The 18,976-nt window shown below is 47.3% G+C and carries 16 protein-coding genes and 1 riboswitch; of the genes, 11 read left to right on the top strand and 5 right to left on the bottom strand.

Features of this window, described 5'->3' with window-relative positions; all coding sequences use genetic code 11:
* Nucleotides 1-42 precede the first annotated feature (42 nt).
* Both cysK and QZW47_RS21205 read left to right on the top strand, forming a co-directional pair.
* Nucleotides 43-1,005, top strand: coding sequence for a cysteine synthase A (gene cysK, locus QZW47_RS21210; RefSeq protein WP_293130918.1), 963 nt, complete (start codon nucleotides 43-45; stop codon nucleotides 1,003-1,005).
* An 827-nt stretch (nucleotides 1,006-1,832) separates the two neighbouring features.
* Nucleotides 1,833-2,513, top strand: a complete 681-nt coding sequence (locus QZW47_RS21205; RefSeq protein WP_293130916.1) for a J domain-containing protein — start codon at nucleotides 1,833-1,835, stop codon at nucleotides 2,511-2,513.
* 243 nt (nucleotides 2,514-2,756) lie between these two features.
* Here QZW47_RS21205 and QZW47_RS21200 read toward each other — a convergent pair whose 3' ends face one another.
* Nucleotides 2,757-4,259, bottom strand: a complete 1,503-nt coding sequence (locus QZW47_RS21200; RefSeq protein WP_293131134.1) for a cyclic nucleotide-binding domain-containing protein — start codon at nucleotides 4,257-4,259, stop codon at nucleotides 2,757-2,759.
* Nucleotides 4,260-4,693: 434 nt separating this feature from the next.
* On the opposite strand from QZW47_RS21200, the gene QZW47_RS21195 reads away from it, so the two are divergent.
* The 3 genes from QZW47_RS21195 to QZW47_RS21185 all read left to right on the top strand — a co-directional run bounded on the left by QZW47_RS21195 (nucleotide 4,694) and on the right by QZW47_RS21185 (nucleotide 8,161).
* On the top strand, nucleotides 4,694-5,566 hold the full coding sequence (locus tag QZW47_RS21195) for a 6-carboxytetrahydropterin synthase (protein ID WP_293131131.1): 873 nt from the start codon (nucleotides 4,694-4,696) through the stop codon (nucleotides 5,564-5,566).
* Between the two features lie 155 nt (nucleotides 5,567-5,721).
* Nucleotides 5,722-5,844 carry a hypothetical protein gene (locus QZW47_RS21190; protein ID WP_293130913.1) on the top strand — a complete coding sequence of 41 codons (123 nt, stop codon included), beginning with the start codon at nucleotides 5,722-5,724 and terminating at the stop codon, nucleotides 5,842-5,844.
* Between the two features lie 259 nt (nucleotides 5,845-6,103).
* Nucleotides 6,104-8,161, top strand: a complete 2,058-nt coding sequence (locus tag QZW47_RS21185) for a tetratricopeptide repeat protein (RefSeq protein ID WP_293130910.1) — start codon at nucleotides 6,104-6,106, stop codon at nucleotides 8,159-8,161.
* A gap of 311 nt (nucleotides 8,162-8,472) precedes the next feature.
* On the opposite strand, the gene QZW47_RS21180 is transcribed toward QZW47_RS21185, so the two are convergent.
* The gene (locus tag QZW47_RS21180; protein ID WP_293130907.1) at nucleotides 8,473-8,652 is read right to left on the bottom strand and encodes a hypothetical protein; all 180 of its coding nucleotides are present in this window, start codon (nucleotides 8,650-8,652) and stop codon (nucleotides 8,473-8,475) included.
* A gap of 383 nt (nucleotides 8,653-9,035) precedes the next feature.
* Between QZW47_RS21180 and QZW47_RS21175 the strand changes: the two genes are divergently transcribed.
* The 4 genes from QZW47_RS21175 to thiC all read left to right on the top strand — a co-directional run bounded on the left by QZW47_RS21175 (nucleotide 9,036) and on the right by thiC (nucleotide 14,865).
* A complete protein-coding gene (locus QZW47_RS21175; RefSeq protein ID WP_293130904.1) occupies nucleotides 9,036-11,765 on the top strand; it encodes a Calx-beta domain-containing protein in 2,730 nt (909 codons plus the stop codon).
* Between the two features lie 168 nt (nucleotides 11,766-11,933).
* On the top strand, nucleotides 11,934-12,494 hold the full coding sequence (locus QZW47_RS21170; RefSeq protein WP_293130901.1) for a Uma2 family endonuclease: 561 nt from the start codon (nucleotides 11,934-11,936) through the stop codon (nucleotides 12,492-12,494).
* Nucleotides 12,495-12,594: 100 nt separating this feature from the next.
* The gene (locus tag QZW47_RS21165; protein ID WP_293130898.1) at nucleotides 12,595-13,155 is read left to right on the top strand and encodes a Uma2 family endonuclease; all 561 of its coding nucleotides are present in this window, start codon (nucleotides 12,595-12,597) and stop codon (nucleotides 13,153-13,155) included.
* A 232-nt stretch (nucleotides 13,156-13,387) separates the two neighbouring features.
* Nucleotides 13,388-13,484, top strand: a riboswitch (TPP riboswitch).
* Nucleotides 13,485-13,491: 7 nt separating this feature from the next.
* Nucleotides 13,492-14,865: a phosphomethylpyrimidine synthase ThiC gene (gene thiC, locus QZW47_RS21160; protein ID WP_293130895.1), complete on the top strand. Its 1,374-nt coding sequence runs from the start codon at nucleotides 13,492-13,494 to the stop codon at nucleotides 14,863-14,865.
* Nucleotides 14,866-15,009: 144 nt separating this feature from the next.
* Here the strand turns inward: thiC and pyrE are convergent, their stop codons facing one another.
* On the bottom strand, nucleotides 15,010-15,585 hold the full coding sequence (gene pyrE, locus QZW47_RS21155) for an orotate phosphoribosyltransferase (RefSeq protein ID WP_293130893.1): 576 nt from the start codon (nucleotides 15,583-15,585) through the stop codon (nucleotides 15,010-15,012).
* 83 nt (nucleotides 15,586-15,668) lie between these two features.
* Here pyrE and QZW47_RS21150 point away from each other — a divergent pair, with 83 nt between their 5' ends.
* The gene (locus tag QZW47_RS21150) at nucleotides 15,669-16,199 is read left to right on the top strand and encodes a hypothetical protein (protein ID WP_293130891.1); all 531 of its coding nucleotides are present in this window, start codon (nucleotides 15,669-15,671) and stop codon (nucleotides 16,197-16,199) included.
* Between the two features lie 146 nt (nucleotides 16,200-16,345).
* On the opposite strand, the gene QZW47_RS21145 is transcribed toward QZW47_RS21150, so the two are convergent.
* Both QZW47_RS21145 and QZW47_RS21140 read right to left on the bottom strand, forming a co-directional pair.
* Nucleotides 16,346-17,098 (bottom strand): pentapeptide repeat-containing protein, encoded by a 753-nt coding sequence (locus QZW47_RS21145; RefSeq protein ID WP_293130889.1) that lies wholly within the window; start codon nucleotides 17,096-17,098, stop codon nucleotides 16,346-16,348.
* A gap of 20 nt (nucleotides 17,099-17,118) precedes the next feature.
* Nucleotides 17,119-17,763 carry a hypothetical protein gene (locus tag QZW47_RS21140; RefSeq protein ID WP_293130886.1) on the bottom strand — a complete coding sequence of 215 codons (645 nt, stop codon included), beginning with the start codon at nucleotides 17,761-17,763 and terminating at the stop codon, nucleotides 17,119-17,121.
* A gap of 329 nt (nucleotides 17,764-18,092) precedes the next feature.
* Here QZW47_RS21140 and QZW47_RS21135 point away from each other — a divergent pair, with 329 nt between their 5' ends.
* Nucleotides 18,093-18,413: a WGxxGxxG family protein gene (locus QZW47_RS21135; RefSeq protein ID WP_293130883.1), complete on the top strand. Its 321-nt coding sequence runs from the start codon at nucleotides 18,093-18,095 to the stop codon at nucleotides 18,411-18,413.
* Nucleotides 18,414-18,976: the final 563 nt, after the last annotated feature.

Genomic DNA, 18,976 nt, shown 5'->3' with positions numbered 1-18,976 from the left:
TAGGAATTAAGATTTACTTTCAACAACCAACTGACAAAAATTATGCGTATTGCTGGCGACATTACAGAATTGGTGGGGCACACCCCCCTGGTGCAACTCAACCGCATTCCCCAAGCCGAAGGTTGCTTGGCTCGGATTGTAGTCAAACTCGAAGGCATGAATCCGGCTGCATCGGTGAAAGATCGCATCGGTGTCAATATGGTCAATCAAGCCGAGAAAGAAGGGCTGATTACTCCGGGTAAAACGGTTTTAGTCGAACCGACTTCGGGAAATACCGGAATTGCTCTAGCCATGGTGGCGGCCGCTAAGGGCTACCAGTTGATTTTGACAATGCCCGATACGATGAGCACGGAACGCCGATCGATGTTACGAGCTTACGGAGCCCAACTAGAACTGACTCCCGGCATTGAAGGCATGAGCGGCTGCATCCGGCGCGCTCAAGAGATTGTAGACAAAACTCCGAATGCGTATATGTTGCAGCAGTTTCGGAATCCGTCGAACCCGGAGATTCACCGTTCGACAACGGCTGAGGAAATTTGGGCAGATACCGAGGGCGAAGTCGATATCCTGATTGCTGGAGTCGGCACTGGTGGCACGATTACGGGTATTGCAGAGGTGATCAAGTCACGGAAACCTGAGTTTAAGGCGATCGCCGTTGAACCTGCAAACAGTCAGGTACTATCGGGCGGCAAGCCGGGGCCTCACAAAATTCAAGGTATCGGCGCTGGTTTTGTACCGCCGGTGCTGAATGTCAATGCGATCGACGAAGTGATAATTGTGACAGATGACGAGGCGATCGCCTACGGGCGCCGCTTAGCCCGAGAAGAAGGACTTTTGTCCGGTATTTCCAGCGGTGCGGCGCTGTGTGCGGCATTGAAAGTCGGCAAGCGTCCCGAAAATGCAGGCAAATTGATTGTGATGATTCAGCCTAGTTTCGGCGAACGCTATCTGAGCACTCCTTTGTTCCAAGATCCAGAACTCAGTCTAGCCGTGGCTGTCAACTAAACTAGCCTTCGGCGCAAGTCGTAGAAACTGAATGCAGGGCGTACCGGGTACGCCCTGCTTGGCTGTCGATCGCCGTTGACAGCTTGGGTATGACAATCAAACAGTCGATCGCGATTTCCTAGAGGAAACTCAGGACATCGCTGCTTTTCTAGTCTGCCTCAGTTGTTGCAGGTAAAATGTTTGAGCGAAGCTGTTGGGAGCGATCGTGTTCTTGAAGCAATTTTGCCGTGCACAGTCCGCCATGACACAATAAATTCCCCAGAATACAACTAGCGAGTTTCTTCTATAATTGATGAAAGGTAAGGATTCAGATCAAAAACATTGCAGATCCAACGCTTGTATGGCAAGGGTTGCAGGGTAAAATTAGGGCTTGTGTCGCGCAAAGGTTCATTGTCACTGTTGTGACGATAAACCGCATTTTTTCCCAATAATAGTGACAATAGAGATTTTTTTAGCATCAATCTACATATCTAAAGTCTTTACCCAGGAAGGAGTTATGTTACCTGAATCCTTACGCTATAAAAATATATAATTAATTGATTTAAATTCAATTTTTCTCCGTTTTTAAACATTACTTGACTAGCCTGAATTTTGTGGCGCTAGACTTAAATATAGGCTGGTAGCTGCTGCTAGATAAATCGCTCATATGGCTCGGCTTGCCACTTCCAAAGCATCAATATTTTAAGATTTATGATAGTCTAAAAACAGAGGTTTTTTACCTAAAAAGTTGGCATTTATATCATATCAATACCTAATTCATTAGCAAATAATGATATTTTTGTCAAGCATTTTTTCGCAGATAATCTAGATTTCAAGGAAATAAGAGCGTGTCTTCCGTTACCAATCACTACAAAACCCTAAAAATTAGCCCAACCGCAACCCAAGCCGAGATTAAACAAGCATACCGCCGTTTAGTCAAATTATTTCATCCAGACAGCCAGAGTTCGACAGCCGGTCACGAAGAGATTGTCCGCCTCAATGCAGCCTATGAGATATTAGGAGACGCGCAGCAAAGACAATCTTACGATCGCCAAATTTCGCAGCCCAGCGAACAGCAATCACCCTGGACACCAAACATCAGCCGCCAGCAACAACAAGCAGCACGCGACGCCGACGAACAAATGGAACAGTGGCTGATTAAAGTATACAAACCAGTCAATCGAATGCTCAACAGCATTTTGAAGCCGCTGAAAAAGGAAATAAACGAATTGTCAGCAGATCCCTTCGATGACGAACTGATAGAAAAGTTTCAAGCTTATATCGAAAGCAGCCGCGAGTTTCTTTCAAAAGCTCAGAACTTTCTAAGGGCGATGCCAAATCCATCTAATGTTGCTGGAGTGGCGGCCCATCTCTACTACTGCATCAATCAAGTGAGCGACGGGATAGAAGAATTGCATTTATTTACCCTCAATTATGACGATCGCCACTTGCACACAGGCCAAGAACTCTTTAGAATTGCCGCTAGACTGCGGCGGGAAGCACAGGATGAATTAAAAATCAGAAGTTAGTGAGTTGAAGGAGAGCGGGAGATGGGAAAAATTTCCCAATTCCCAAGGACGTTGGAGGTTCGAGCGCGAGGACACTCGCACGGAAGGAAGTTGGACAAATGACAAATGACCAATGACAAATGACTAATAACCAATGACAAATGACCAATGACCAATGACCACCCTTCGGCTTCGCTCTTCGGGCGAGATGACCAATGACCAATGACCAATGACCAATAACAAATGACCAATGACCAATGACTGTCAAATTCCAAAAAGAACTTGAATTCGCTTCCTAATTTTAATAAAAGGAGTGTGATCGAGAGAGTCATCACCTAACAATCCCAAATCTCTCAAAGCTTGCTGGCGTTCCGACAATTTTTGAGCAATCTGATCTGCCAAATTCGGCTGTTCGACCAAAAGTTTTTGCAAGTCGTGGCGTTCCACCACAAACAAAATTGCATCTTCTCTAGTTTTAACAGTCGCGGTTCTAGGAGTTCCCAACAGCAGGGATATTTCCCCAAAAAACTCCCCTTCGTGAAGCGTCGCGATATACTGATCGGCTTTTTGAGAAAGCACTTCGACAGCACCGGAAAGAATAATATAAAAAGAATCACCTGGGTCATTTTCTTTGCAGACAATCTGTCCTGCTGGAAACAGTTGTCGGTACCCGTATTCAATTAGCTGTCGCAGTTCTAAATCCGTACACTGTTCAAAATAAGTTACTCGCCGCAACAAATCTCGTAGCGTCCAATTATTAGGCGATTTAGGCCCGGGATTTTTATGCTCGGAAACGGTGGAATTAGATTTTATTTCTGCTGAATGTTTGGTATTCTGCGGAAAAACTTGACCCTGAGAATTATCGTCTTTGTGATTGTTCTGCAAAAGTTTAGTTAAGTCTTGCGGGTTTCGCAGCCACAAATCGCGCTGGGGAAATGGAATTTCGATGCTGCGGTGGCGAAATTCGTAATCTATTAAAAAATTGACAGCACTTTTAATAGCATCGCTTTCCTGCGGCTGATCGATCCAAATTAAAAGTTCAAAATTTAAAGCGTTGTCTCCAAAACCGCGAAACCATACTTTAGGAGAAGGATGAGATAACACATTCGATTCTATCCGCGCCGCAATTAACAGCGCTTCGGTAACTAATACTGGGTCAGTTCCATAGGCAACGCCGACGGGGATATGAAGGCGACATCTTGGGTCTCTATAACTCCAATTAATAATGTTGGTTTCGACAAATTTAATATTTGGTATAATGACAAAAAGACCGTCAATAGTTTTGATAATGGTCGAACGAATCGAAATATTTTCTACTGTTCCTAATAAATGGTCAATTTCAATAAAATCTCCGACTCTAATTTGGTGTTCCAAGAGCAGAGTGAGACCGCTGATAAAGTTGCTGGCGAGATTTTGCAAGCCGAAGCCGAAACCAATGCCGACGACGCCAGCTAAGACGGTGAGAGAAGTAAGGTTTATCCCCGCACCTTGCATGACAAAGATACACCCAATACTTGCTAAAATATAGCTGATGATAGTCGAAATTGCTTCTCGACTGCCGCGATCCAATCCCATTCTAACTAGCAGGCTGCGCTTGATTCCTTCACTGATAATCCGAGCTACAATGAAGGCAAATAAAGCTAAAATTATCAGTTTGACGATCGCGCCGATCGACAGATGAGTGTCCCCGACATAAAATAGCGGGGTTGTCATCGCACCCCAAAAATGTTCAAAAAAGCGATCGGCTGATTCAGTAATCCAATTCATTAATAGTTGGTGATGGCGAGTGGGTGATGGCGAATGGGCGATGAGTTTTCGTTGCAATTGAACGGCAAACTGCTAACTATCGCAGAGCTTATACGAAAAACTAGAACTGGATTGAGCCCTATGTTGCAAAAAGGTACGGGCGGCGCAACTATACCTCTTGATGAATTGCACTTTCTCAAAGACTGGTAAGTGATGCGTTAGCAACCGATGCCGAGAAACTGTTTTGTAGCGGTATTTTTTGCCGGATATCTGTGTGCTGGGGCTCTCCGGGGCCTGGGGATGTGGCGGCGGCGTGTTGCCAGTATCTAGAAAATTGGTAGAACTTCATTCAGTACAGCACCCTAAAATTATCGAAAAATTCCAGCAAAAATTGGTTTATGCTTAAAGGAGTAAGTCCTTTACAGAACTTAACAAGCTTACTCTACTTGACTTTTATGCAGTGCATCATCAATCGTCGGGCACAGTTTTCGGCGAGTCACCGGTACTGGCTGCCGGAATTGAGCGCAGCCGAGAACTTTGAGCGGTTTGGCCCAACTGCGCGCGCACCAGGACACGGACACAATTACGTTCTTTACGTTTCCATGATAGGAGAACTCGACGAGTACGGCATGGTACTCAACTTGTCTGATGTCAAGCACGTCATCAAGCGGGAAGTGATCCAGGATCTCGATTTTTCCTACCTTAACGAAGCGTGGCCGGAATTTGAGCAGACTCTGCCAACTACCGAAAACATAGCACGGCAAATTTGGCTGCGGCTAGCTCCTCATTTGCCTGTGAGCAAAATTCAATTGTTTGAACACCCGGAACTTTGGGCTGAATATTTAGGAAATGGCATGGAAGCTTATTTAACTCTGTCTACTCATTTTAGCGCCGCCCATCGGTTAGCTCGTCCCGATTTGAGCTTTGAAGAAAACTCAGAAATTTACGGCAAATGTGCTCGGCCTAACGGTCACGGTCACAACTATCATTTAGAGGTGACGGTTAAAGGAGAAATGGATGCGCGGACTGGGATGATTGCTGATTTGGGAGCTTTGCAAAAAGCTGTTGATGATTATGTTGTTGAACCATTCGATCACACTTTTTTGAATAAGGATATTGCCTATTTTGAAAATGTGGTGCCTACTGCCGAAAATATTGCAGTTCGGATCGGTCAATTGTTGCGATCGCCCGTTCGGGAATTGGGCGCAGAGTTGCACAAGATTAAGCTGATTGAAAGTCCGAATAATAGTTGTGAAATTTACGGTGCTGATTTAGATGCAGCGACGGCTGAACATCAGCAACTGTCAGCAGTTTTAGCTGGCGTTTAGAGTTAAAAATCTGGTTGGTTGGGGCTGGTTCACCCAGATATTGATCTAATGAGACTGTGATTGCACAACTGTTTGACTCCTAGGTCAATCGCAGGTGCAAGGCAGATAACGCAGACTATTTCAACATAGTTTGCGTTATCTGCCATCAGTCTATTGTGCAGATTGGTGAAGCCGCCCCCATCATTCCGAAGCTGATGCAACCGGATGAGGCTGGACAATATATAGCCGAGGCTCAAAAAGGTGAGGTAGAGGGAGAGATTTTAGATTTTAGATTTTAGATTTTAGATTGAGGGATTGATGGATTGAGAGATCGATCGGTGAATACCTCATCTTTCCCTCGAAATGCTATATTATTTGACCGAAGTTGTACGGCCACAATTATTGGCACTTTTCCTGACAAGTCAGACGCAGCCCGTATTTTAGAGATAGTAAGTCAGTATTCCCGGTCTCAGTTATTGTACAAGGCTGAGAGTATAAAGGCCGATCGCCCGATCGCTGACAAACCAGCACTAATTTTTCCTAGATGAGTTGACGTTTATGCGAGTCTCAAATGTAGCTCTCTTGACTCTGGCCGCCCTCGCATCCCAGAATTTAACTGCTAATGCTAACGCTGCTCCTGCTGCAAGTCCCGTCTCGGGTGGGACACCGCAGGCTAGGAACTTTGTGGATGCGGTAGATCGTAGCGCATCCCGTCCGGCTGAGTCAATTAGCGCGCCTGAGACGATCGCCCACGAACAATTTTCGCAGCCAAGTGCTGTCAAATCGCCGGCTGGTTTGCTGGTAGCAGCCGCCGGGCCGGAGCTATCTGGTGGGGCCAAAACCAACCGGAATACTGCTGCTGCATCCGGTGACGAACTGACCAAATCTTTACAAGAAACCTGGCTGAGTAAATTAATCGCCAATGGGGTTAAAAACAATCCTCAAGTTCGTGACGCTTTCGATTTTATTTCACCGCAGAGCGACAGTGCTGAATCTGGATATGGTTTTAACAATACCATAAATCTGCTGAATATTTTGCTAATTCTGGGCACGATATTTCCACCAGTGACAATTGCCTTTTTTTGGGCAATCCGCAGGCTAGTAGTCAGACAGTTAGTTGCGGATGCCAATAAAAGATTGCACGGGATTGGCGTGTTGGAATCTGAACTCACCAATTCTAGCCAACTGACTCAAAAATTGCGGGATGAATTAGAAGCGCAACTAAGTGCAGCTAAACAATCCATAGATTTTTTAACTAGAGAAACAGAAATTTCCAAATCTTCCGTCGAGCAAATTGAGACTCTCAAATCTCAATTTCTCATGCACCTGCAAGTTTTGCTGACAGAAGTTTACGAGAAAAAATCGCAAATTGTTCAAGAGATTTCCCAAGTTCCGGCAGTTGTTGCCAAAGAAGCTGTAAAACTCGCACCTCAACCGCAGGTAAATAATTCTCAACCTTCGCAAACTTCACCTGCTACCGAGGGCGAAAATCAGATTGCTGACGATTATATCAAGCAAGGTGAAGGGCTTTATCTTCAAGGCGATTATGATGGGGCAGTAGTCTGCTTTGAAAAAGCTATTTTAATGAATAATAATTTGGGTGAGGCGTGGTATTGGCGCGGAAATGTGTTAATAAAATTGCAGCGTCACGAAGAAGCACTCGCCTGTTACGACCAAGCAATATTAATTAAACCGGATCACTGGGAAGCGTGGTATAATAAAGCGAATTTGTTGGCTAAATTGCAGAAGTACGAAGAGGCGATCGCCAGTTACGAGCGAGCAAGTTCCAGCGAGTCGCGAACATACGCTTGTTGGCACAGCATAGCAGCTTTGTTGGGAAAATTGCGGCATTACGAAGAGGCGATCGCCAGTTACGATCGCGCCCTGGCTATCAAAGCAAGCGATAGCGAAATTTGGCACAACCGAGGCGCGATGCTGGGTAAAGTACAGCAGCACGCCGCCGCAGTCGATTCTTACGATCGCGCTCTGGCTCTAAATCCCAAGAGATACGAAACTTGGTACAACCGAGGTAATATGCTGTGGAGACTGCTGCGCTACAGCGAGGCGATCGATTCTTACGATCGAGCTTTGGGCATCCGGCCCGACAAATACGAAGTTTGGTACAATAAAGGCGCCGTGCTGGGAAAAATGCAGCGCTACCAAGAGGCGATCGCCGCCTACGACAAAGCAATCGCGATTAAACCGCAGGATTTTGAACTGTGGCACAACCGAGGCGCCGCTTTCGAGAAACTGTCGCAGCACTCCTCCGCAATTGCATCTTACGAATCAGCAATCGCCGTGAATTCTGAGTGTTACGAGGCTTGGTTTGGTAAAGGCGAATCTTTGACAAAATTGCAGCGCTATCAAGAGGCGATCGCAGCTTACCAAAAAGCGATCGCGCTGAAGCCGGATTCCTATGATGCTTGGCACCACAGCGGTACAGCTTTGTCACAATTAAATCGCTACGAGGAAGCAATGGCCGCCTACGATCGAGCGATCGCGATCAAACCCGAAAATGCCGAAGCTTGGCGCGATCGAGGCGCAATTGCCTCAGAATTAAAGCAGGATCAAGAAGGATTTGCTGGTGCCGAAAAAGATACAGCAGTTGACAGTTGACAGCTTGCGCGCTCGCGACTTGCCCGCCCGCGAAGTCGAGGGGAGTCGAAGAGTGGACAGTGGACAGTTGCTTCGTCAAGGAAATCAAACGGTTTCTGCTATGGGCTCTAGGCTCTATTCATGAGGTTATTTATGTCCTCACCGCTGTGGCGATTGCTATATATCGTGTCCCAGAAATTGACCGCAACAAAATTCATTCGATCTTTTTTATGATAGTAATTCACCGGACACTATCTGACAATCCGATGAATATTCGGACTGTTAGTTAGCCGTAAAGTGTACGCAGATAGCTACACTTTTTTATTCAAACTCTACGCGGAGGCGTGCAGCAGATTTTTGGCTGCATCAAATATTTCAGGAGTTACGCATCGAGCCAAAGAAACCGGGTTTTTTGCCGAATCTGCGGGCCCAAACGAAAGATTTTCGTCAAAAACCCGGTTTCTGAGTACCCGTGCGTAAGTCCTATATTTATATATTTTATTTTTTGACATTTTTTCCTGAAACTGTTTAATTCAATAGAAACATATAGCTCAACTTTTCGTAATTATTGCAATCGGGTCGCGCCATTTTCTAGGAAGATGAATAAGTATTAATTCGGGTTGAAATAATCTTTAAATATCGGGAACATTGCAACAGCATTCTCATTCTCGACTTTTAACAAGAGATCGAATCGGAAATACAGTGGCAAACATAGCGCCACAGCATAAAATTGCACAGAGCGATTACTTGCCGGGAAAAAGATAATAAATACTGACATAAATCCCCGGTTTTATAGCAGCTCATCTGTCAATTAAAATCGCGCAATCTTAGTCTGAACAATCTCTACAGGTGCTTCTACCAAAAGCAAAATAAATTAACCTGTGGAGTAAAAAAAATGGCAAACATAACAGGAACTCTCGGCCCCGATGTGATGCCGGGAATCTTACCAGACGGACGCACAATTAGTTTGGGAAATTTGCTGGGTGACGACACCATCAGCGGGCTAGAAGGCAATGATGCAATCAGTGCAGGGTCAGGAAATGACCTGGTATACGGCGGCCCCGGCAACGATATTGCGAACGGCAACGAAGGCGACGATCAAGTATACGGCGGTAAAGACGATGACCAAGTATACGGCGGCAAAGGTAACGACTTAGTTAGAGGCGACATCGGCAATGACAGCGTTTTCGGCAACGACGGAAACGACACTATCTTCGGCGGCAAAGATAATGACACGATGTTCGGCGGCAAAGGCAACGACTTGATTCTGGGCGATCTCGGCGACGATGTGCTTTACGGCGACCTCGGTTCTGATACGATGAGCGGCGGTGGCGGAAATGACATTTTTGCGATCGGGCGAGTCGGCGACGGCAAACCCACAGCCACCACCGGCGGCCCCGGAGTCCCCGATGCCGACGTAATTACCGACTTCCGAGTGGCAGGAAATGATGTCATCCAGTTATTTGGCGGGCTGCAATTCAGCGATTTGCAGTTTATTGATGGTACAGGATCGAATGGGATTGCGATCGGCAACACCCTCATTCGCGATACCGGCACCGGCGAGTATTTAGTCAACATCCAAGGTTTGAGCGCAGCCCAACTGAGCGCGAATCCGGCGTGGTTCCAATCGGCCGGATTCCCGGTACCAACGCCAACGCCAACACCGACTCCAACCCCAGCCCCAACCCCGACTCCAGTTGTGGGTGCAGGCGTCTTGAACTTCAGCCAGCCCACCTACAGCGGCACAGAAGGAAATAACGTCACAGTCAACGTCACGCGCACCGGCGGCTCTCAGGGCGCAGTATCGGCAAACTACATAATTACTCCCAGTGCAGTCAACGGCGCAACTCCCGACGACTACACCGCCGCGCCCGCTCAGACAGTCACCTTTACTGACGGACAAACTGCCGCTCAAATCAGTTTCAATCTAAAAGCTGACGGCTTAGCCGAAGGAACTGAGACAGCGATTTTGCAACTTTTGCCTCCGGTTGGTGGCGCGACTTTGGGCACTTTGCCGGCGGCGATTTTTGGAATTTCCGATCAGCCGACAGTACCTGCAACGCCGACACCGACTCCCCCCGGCGGAATTCTCAACTTCAGCCAGCCTACTTTCAACGGTACCGAAGGCGGCAATGCTACGGTGCAAGTTACGCGCACGGGCGGCAGCCAAGGCGCAGTATCGGTAAACTATACTGTCTCTCCGGGTGGAGCTAACGGTCAAGCGAGTCCTGCTGACTACAATGTGGCGCAGCCCCAAACGGTTAGTTTTGCTGACGGGGAAACCTCGCCCAAGACTATCAGTTTTAATCTGGTGGCTGATGGCTTAGCTGAAGGAACTGAAACGGCGATTTTGCAGCTTCAGGCTCCCGTAGGCGCTGCGACTCTGGGTACTTTGCCGGCGACTATTCTGGGGATTTCTGACGCCATTGTGGCGCCGACTCCGACTCCTGCGCCGACTCCGACTCCGACTCCGACACCTGCGCCGACTCCAACGCCTGCGCCGACTCCAACGCCTGCGAGTATTTTCCAATTCAGCCAGCAGAGTTACACGGTGAGTGAAGGCGGTGTGGCGACGATTAACGTTACTCGATCGGGCGGTACTGCTGCTGCGACGATCGGCTACGCTACAGTTGATGGTTCGGCGACTTCTAGCGGTACCGCACCTGATTACACTGTGGCGGCGGGTTCGCTGAACTTTGCGGCGGGGCAAAATAGCGCTAGTTTCACGATTGCAGCTCTGAGCGACATGATTCTGGAATCGTCAGAAACAATAAATTTGGTACTCAGCGGCGGCAATGTGGGCAGCAATCCGTCAATTTTGACGATTCTGGATGTGCCGCCCGTCCCGACTCCGACGCCGACTCCGACGCCTTTTCCGACTCCAACGCCTTTTCCGACTCCAACGCCTGCGCCGACTCCAACGCCTGCGCCGACTCCGACTCCGGGTCAAAACACGTTTTTCTTCAGTGCGGCTACTTACAGCGTCAACGAGGGCCAAACTGCTCCGATTACGATCAATCGCGGTGGCGATCTTTCTGTACCGGCCACGATTTTGTTCCGCACGGGCGACGGTACTGCTCTGGCTGGGGGTTCTCAACCTGATTATACGGCTGTAGTTCAAGCGGTGAATTTTGCACCGGGACAAGCTAGCGCCCAAGTTCCGGTTCAAAGTTTATTTGATAGCATCGCAGAGCCTACTGAGACGATGAATTTGTTCTTGAGCGGCGGTACTTTGGCGAGTCCTTCGGCTGCGGTGTTGTCGATCGTTGATACTACTGCTGTACCTCCTACTTTCTTCTCTTACGGTTCGTCTCCTGGTTCTGTTGCTGACGGCGCTGCTGGAACTTTTACGATTAACCGCAGCGGCAATACTGGGGTTTCAGCTTCGATCGACTTTTTGATTGTTGCTCCCGGCGGCGGTCAACCCGTGAACAATGTAGACTTCAACATTATCGGGCCCTACGCTCAGAAACCCTCGGGAGGTGCGGTGAACTTTAATCCCGGTCAAACGAGCGTGAGTCTGACAATTAACAATGTTCCTGGGTTAACTGCTGGGACTGTAAACTTAGGTTTTGGCCCTGGTGCGATCGGCGCTCCGGCATCTACGGCAATTACTCTACTCTAAGGCTATTAGTAGGGCAATAATTGCTTGTCCTACTAATAAGTCTATGGCGTGATTTAAACCATGTTTTTTTAAGATTTTCCATTTAAAGTTTTCCTCTTTTCGCCACTCCGTTTGGAGTGGTTTTTTTTGTGGTAAGCTTAGATAGACTGTTGACAAAGGAGAATAGTTATGTCTATTCAGACTCAAAGACGGCTATTTACAGTGCAAGAATATCACCTGATGAGTGAGGCTGGCGTATTTAGAGATAACGAACGAGTAGAACTTATCCAAGGAGAAATTATCCAAATGGCAGCAATTGGTAGGCGCCACGCCGCCCGTGTCGATCGCCTTACAGAGTTTTTTGGCGATCGGGTGCGAACACGTGCTATTATCCGCGTGCAAAATCCTATTAGCCTTGATGATAATTCTGAACCTCAACCTGATATTGCTTTAGTACAACGTCGCGCTGATTTTTATGAAGAATCCCTGCCAAATAGCGAAGATATTTTGCTGTTGGTAGAGGTAGCAGATAGTACCGTTAATTACGATCGCGATGTGAAAGTACCAAATTATGCTCGTTCTGGGATTCAGGAAGTATGGTTGTGGGATCTTGAGGTTAATTGTTTAGAAGTTTACCGCAATCCCACGCCAAACGGCTACACTTCCGTACAAAAGATTGAGCGCGGAGAACAAGTCTCGCCGCTGGCTTTTCCAGAGTTCGCAGTCAGTATAGATTTGATTTTGGGTTAGGAAAATTCCCAGGGAATAGCTGCGCCGATTACTAGAGATAATTTAATATTACAGACGAATATGCTAAAATAATAATAACTGCTGAAAAAGGAGAATAGTTATGTCTGTTCAAATGCAAAGACGGCTATTTACAGTCCAAGAATATCACCTGATGGCTGATGCTGGTGTTTTTGGTGAAGATGATAGAGTTGAATTGATCGAAGGAGAAATTATCGTCATGGCAGCAATTGGTACTCGTCATGCAAGTTGTGTAAAGCGCTTAGTCCGGCGGTTGAGCGCAATTCCAGAAGAACTTGCTATTTTGGGTGTTCAAGATCCAATTCAGTTGACAGAAAGAACTGAACCTCAGCCGGATGTTGTATTGCTACAGCCTCGTGCTGATTACTACGCTACAGCGCATCCAATACCCTCAGAAGTGTTGCTTTTGGTAGAGGTTTCAGATAGCAATGTTGATTTCGATCGCGATGTGAAAGTACCGAACTATGCTCGTTCTGGGATTCAGGAAGTATGGTTGTGGGATCTGGAAGCGAACTGTTTAGAAGTTTACCGCAATCCGACGGCCAACGGCTACACTTCAGTACAAAAGATTGAACGCGGGGAACAAGTCTCGCCGCTGGCTTTTCCAGAGTTTGCAGTCAGTATTGATTTGATTTTGGGTTAAGGCGATTCCCGAGGAGATAGCTGGTTGGGCGTACTTTTTTGACAGGAAAAATATCACCAGTAAGGAAAGTCCGATTACCTAGGGATAGCAGCGCTTTACAATCATTTATCAATTGCAAAATTAAATATATTTAATATTTAATAAAATTTCTTAAATTTCTTAAATATTTACAGACTTGTGGAATTTTTTATGAAAATTTAATCTTTGCCCAACATAAGTGATAGTATCATATGCCTAAAGCTAGGGGTGCCCGAAGATCCGGGCTGAGAAAACACCCTTAGAACCTGAGTCTGGGTAATACCAGCGGAGGGAAGCTGTTTAGGAAGGACATAAGATATGCGTACCGAATGGATCGCTAAGCGTAACGGGCACAGCAATGTATCTCAAATGCACTATGCTCGTCAAGGTGTCATTACTGAGGAAATGGACTTTGTTGCTAAGCGAGAAAATCTCCCAGCAGAATTGATCCGCGCCGAAGTAGCACGGGGACGGATGATTATTCCGGCTAACATCAATCACACGAATTTGGAGCCAATGGCGATCGGCATTGCGTCTAAATGCAAGGTCAATGCTAACATCGGTGCATCTCCGAACTCTTCCAATATGGAAGAAGAAGTGGACAAGCTTAAACTAGCGGTTAAATACGGCGCTGATACTGTGATGGACTTGTCCACCGGTGGCGGCAATTTGGATGAAATTCGCACTACAATTATCAAAGCTTCACCGGTGCCGATCGGTACTGTACCAATTTACCAAGCTCTAGAAAGCGTTCACGGTAATATGGAAAGTCTGACGGCGAACGACTTCCTGCACATCATTGATAAACACGCTCAACAAGGCGTTGATTATCAAACAATTCACGCCGGAATTCTGATTGAGCATCTCCCATTAGTGAGAGATCGCCTGACTGGAATTGTCTCTCGTGGCGGTGGCATTTTGGCGCGGTGGATGCTCCATCACCACAAACAAAATCCTCTCTACACTCACTTTAACGATATCATTGAAATCTTCAAAAAATACGATGTTTCGTTTAGTTTGGGAGATTCTCTGCGCCCGGGTTGCACTCACGATGCGTCGGATGAAGCTCAATTAGCCGAGCTCAAAACTTTGGGACAATTGACTCGCAAAGCTTGGGAACATGATGTGCAGGTAATGGTGGAAGGCCCTGGCCACGTGCCGATGGATCAAATTGAGTTTAATGTCAAGAAACAAATGGAGGAATGTTCGGAAGCACCCTTCTATGTTTTGGGGCCGTTGGTGACTGATATTGCACCTGGATACGACCACATTACGTCAGCGATTGGAGCGGCGATGGCTGGTTGGTACGGTACTGCTATGCTGTGCTACGTGACTCCGAAGGAACACTTGGGATTGCCGAATGCTGAGGATGTCAGAAACGGGCTGATTGCTTATAAAATTGCGGCCCACGCTGCGGATATTGCGCGGGGCCGTCCGGGTGCGCGCGATCGCGATGACGAACTTTCCAAAGCGCGCTACAATTTCGATTGGAACCGTCAATTTGAGCTGTCATTAGATCCAGAACGGGCGAAGGAATATCACGACGAAACTTTGCCGGCGGATATCTACAAAACTGCGGAGTTCTGTTCGATGTGCGGGCCTAAGTTCTGTCCGATGCAGACGAAGGTTGATGCTGATGCTTTGACTGAGTTGGAGAAGTTTCTTGCTAAGGAACCTGTAGCGCTAAGCTAATCTCTGACTGGGGGCGGGTTGACAAATTCTCTGGTTTTAAACCAGAGATTAGAGTGAACCCGCCCTGACAAGATTTACGTTGATAATGTTATGTCGATCGCCCAACCCAACAAACCCAACCAACCATACAATAAACTTAGAGCCCTATTTTTTGGTACTAAGCCATTGTTTGAGATCGGCGATCGTAAAAACGGCCTGAAAATCCAATCCCTGCTCGCGATATAATTGATCTCCACCTTGCTCTCGATCGATCAGAGACAACACGCGATCGACTTTATAGCCAGCACCACGCAACCTTTCCACCGCCTGCATCGCCGATTTACCCGTCGTCACCACGTCCTCCAACACCGCTACATTCGTCCCCTCTGGTAATACGGGCCCCTCAATATACGCCATTGTGCCGTGTCCCTTCGTCTCTTTGCGGACAATTAGCGCTGGAATCGATCGACCTTCCAAAGCCGAAACCACGCTTACCGCAGTTACAATCGGGTCGGCACCCAACGTCAAACCGCCCACAGCCTGCACTTGGGGCGCTAGCATCGAGAGGAGTACGCGCCCCGTCGCCAAAGCACCTTCAGCGTGCAAAGTCACCGGTTTGCAGTTGATATAATAGGAACTTTGCTGTCCCGAAGACAACACAAAGTCGCCCTCGCGATAGGCAAACTCGCACAACAAATCCAAAAGTCGATCGCGCAACACATTTAAATCAGCAGCATCCATAACTTACACCGTGTAGAAAACACAAATAATCCGCCGATAATCAGTTTATATTGGAACCGTAATTAATCTAGAAGCTGAAATATATGAGTCAAAAGTTAAAAAGTCTGAGTGGCGCGTTGATTCTCGCTGTCGCTTCTGTCGCAGTGGCATCAGCCAAAGGAGCTCAAGCAGAACCAGCTCGATTTCACCCAATTGGCGACGACTTCAACCGACAATTCTTTGAAGCTTCAGGAGATTTTTACCACAACGTCAGCTTGCAAGGTTACTTGGGCGATTATTTAGGCATCGGTGCTCCTAGCGGCGTCGTTGCCTTTCCCGAAAAAGAAATGGAGCGGGACGCCAGCCGCATCAACGGGATGTACCGACGAGTCATGCAGCGGCAGGTTTCTAGCGATCCGATTCTCCGCGTCCCGGATGCCACCAATCCCTTTGACGCCTCAATCATGGCTTTACCTCCTGCTTGCCAGATAGCGCCTCAACCGAGTGGCTGTTTCCCGATTTCCCCAGCAGCAGCAGCCCCAGAGCCGTTTGTACCGAGGCAGGAGCAACAACCGCAGGCAGCACCGGGCCCGGTTAGAGGACTGTACAATGTATCGCCAGCGGGTAGAAATTAATTACAGATCAAAAATTTGGTTCGTAGTGAGGAATGCGAGTCCGCATTTACTCAAAGTCACAGGAAGGACTGAAGTCCTCACTACAAACGTGAATTGTCGATGAGCAATTTGATTGGTAGTCAGGAATGCGAGTCCTCACTACAAACCTATGATGGTGAAACAATGCTGCCATCAGGCATGGTTGTATTTTGCAAATGAGCGCCGCCCAAATTAGCTCCCGCCAAGTTCGCTCCTCTGAGATTTGCCCCGGTCAAATTCGCCCCTCTCAAATCAGCTTTGCCGAGATTTGTCCACCGGAAATCGGCAGCACTCAAGTCCGCAAAACTGAGATTTGCCCTCAAAAGATATGCTCCGGTGAAATGAGCTTGTCCGAGGTTAGCTTTAGATAAATTAGCTGCGTAAAAATGTGCTTCAATAAATTCGGCTTGATTGAGATTAGCTTGACTGAGATTAGTATGATTGAGATTGGCGCCGATCGCATTAACTCGAAACATAGCCGCACCGATCAAATTCGCATCTCCTAAATCGGTTTGTTGGATATTCGCACCACTGAGGTCAGCTCCTATTAAATTAGCACCGCTCAAATCAGCTCCCCGGAGGTCAGCAGCTCGCAAGTTAGCTCCTGTTAAATTAGCTTTAACTAAATTAGTATCGAGCAGTTGCGCTCCGGTAAGATTTGCTAAACTGAGGTTAGATTCTGCGAGATTTGCTGCAATTAATTTAGCTTTAAACAAGTCAGATTTGAACAGGTTTGACCGCCCGAGATGCGCGCCTCTGAGATTTACTGATGCCAGGTTAGCTTCGCTGAGATCCGGTTCGAGATTGGGGTTAAGATTTCTCCATTCTATCCAAGTAACTGCACCTTTTTTTAGCAGCGCTAAATGCTGTATGTTTGCCATAATTCCATCTCCTTTAACCCCTACTCCTTGCGCCCAAAAATTGCTGGATTTTCTCGACCCGATACGCTTTCCACCGCCGCAATTGCTGCCTGAGAACCTGCGATAATATCTCGTTCGGCGCCGCCGAGGTAAAGTCGCCCGAAACTGCCGACTGCCTGAACCTCTAAGATGTTAATCGATGCGCCTTTTTCTGCTTCATTGGCAGCCAGCGCTGCATAGGCGGCCGGTTCTACTTCTAAGACATAAAGCGTTTGTCCTGACAGCAGCAATTGTCCGCGCCTGCTGCGGTTGATTAATTGCGTTTGGTGGGGGTCGATGTTGCGAATAATTTGGCTGGAAATTACTCGCGGTTTGATACATTCTTCTCTGCGGACTCCGATGAATTCTAGAATTGCTAACCCGGCGGCGCGGGTTTCGCCTTGCTGGCCCGAGTGTACTTCCAGCAAGCCGTACAGGCGTTCGACTATCTGCACTCCCGGGCGCACGGAGGCTGATTTGAGGGCGACATCGGTAATTCGGTTAATTTCGATACCGGGCGAGATTTCTATCCACAGCGACGCATCCCCCGGCAGCGGCAAAAATCCGGCGGCGATGGTGCCAATGTATGCTGCGTGCTGCGGCTGCAAGTTGTCTAGAAATACGTAGCTGCGTAGCTCTATTCCCAATTTGTTTCGATCTCCGTCGTTCGAGCTTTAAGTGTTGTCTGTGCAATACCTGAGTTTACCTTTTTTTGTCAACAGTAGATTGTCTATTATATTTGGTGCTTCTATCTCACAAGCAACCAAGCTGTAATGCCCGCCCTTGTCTGTTGCCCGAAGGCCACAGCAAGTCACGTTTCATTTGATGCGCTTGCTCAAAAAAAATTGGAGATCAATCTGTAGTAATAGCTGGAGTTGATCAATCTTTACTGCTACAGGTGGATTTAACTTTAATTGCCGATCGATATATTGGTGATAGTTAAAGATTTTTGCAGCCAACAGAGAGCATTTGAATTATGAAACGTTCTGACTTAACCAAAACAATCGGTGCCACTATTATCGCTGCTGGTTTAGCAATTGCTCCAGCTCATCTGCCAGCTTCTGCTCAGACAAATACTGCTCCTGGTACTAACAGCAGAGACACCACAACTACAACCACAACTCCTCGCTCGGGTGTCTACAGTGCTGAGAACGATCGCGATTTTGATTGGGGATGGCTAGGCTTGCTCGGCTTGTCGGGTTTGCTCGGTTTGATGCCCCGCAAACGCCAAGAAAATGTCCGCTATACTACCACAGTGAACGATCGCGAGCCCGCAGTTCGTACAGATTTGCGCTAATGCTCCAGTATAACCCGCTGTGGGCATGATGCAGGGACAGGATGTCTTAACCTGTCACAATAGCGCGAATAATCATCAAAAACCTCCACCTGTGAGGTTTTTTTGTTGGATTTGATGTACATTCGATTGGTTTGTAGTGAGGACTTTAGTCCTCAAAAAAGAGAGGACTAAAGTCCTTACTACGAACCTATTTTATGGGTTTTTTGTGCAGTCATTCGGGTTGGTAGTGAGGAATGCGAGTCCTAGGAAAAGAGAGGACTAAAGTCCTTACTACGAACCTATTTTATGGGTTTTTTGTGCAGTCATTCGGGTTGGTAGTGAGGAATGCGAGTCCTAGGAAAAGAGAGGACTAAAGTCCTTACTACGAACCTATTTTATGGGTTTTTTGTGCAGTCATTCGGGTTGGTAGTGAGGAATGCGAGTCCTAGGAAAAGAGAGGACTAAAGTCCAATGGCACTGAAAAAGTCTGAATCACGGCGCCAGTTTAGATTTGAAGGTAGAGCGAGGTTCCTGCATTCGAGGATAGGGCTTCGGTCTGCGTTTCAAGACTCTAGGTTCGGAAC

The organism is Microcoleus sp. bin38.metabat.b11b12b14.051, assembly GCF_013299165.1.
GTDB lineage: Bacteria > Cyanobacteriota > Cyanobacteriia > Cyanobacteriales > Microcoleaceae > Microcoleus.
Note: the sequence above shows the minus strand (reverse complement) of the source record. Positions and strands in the feature narration are given on the sequence as shown.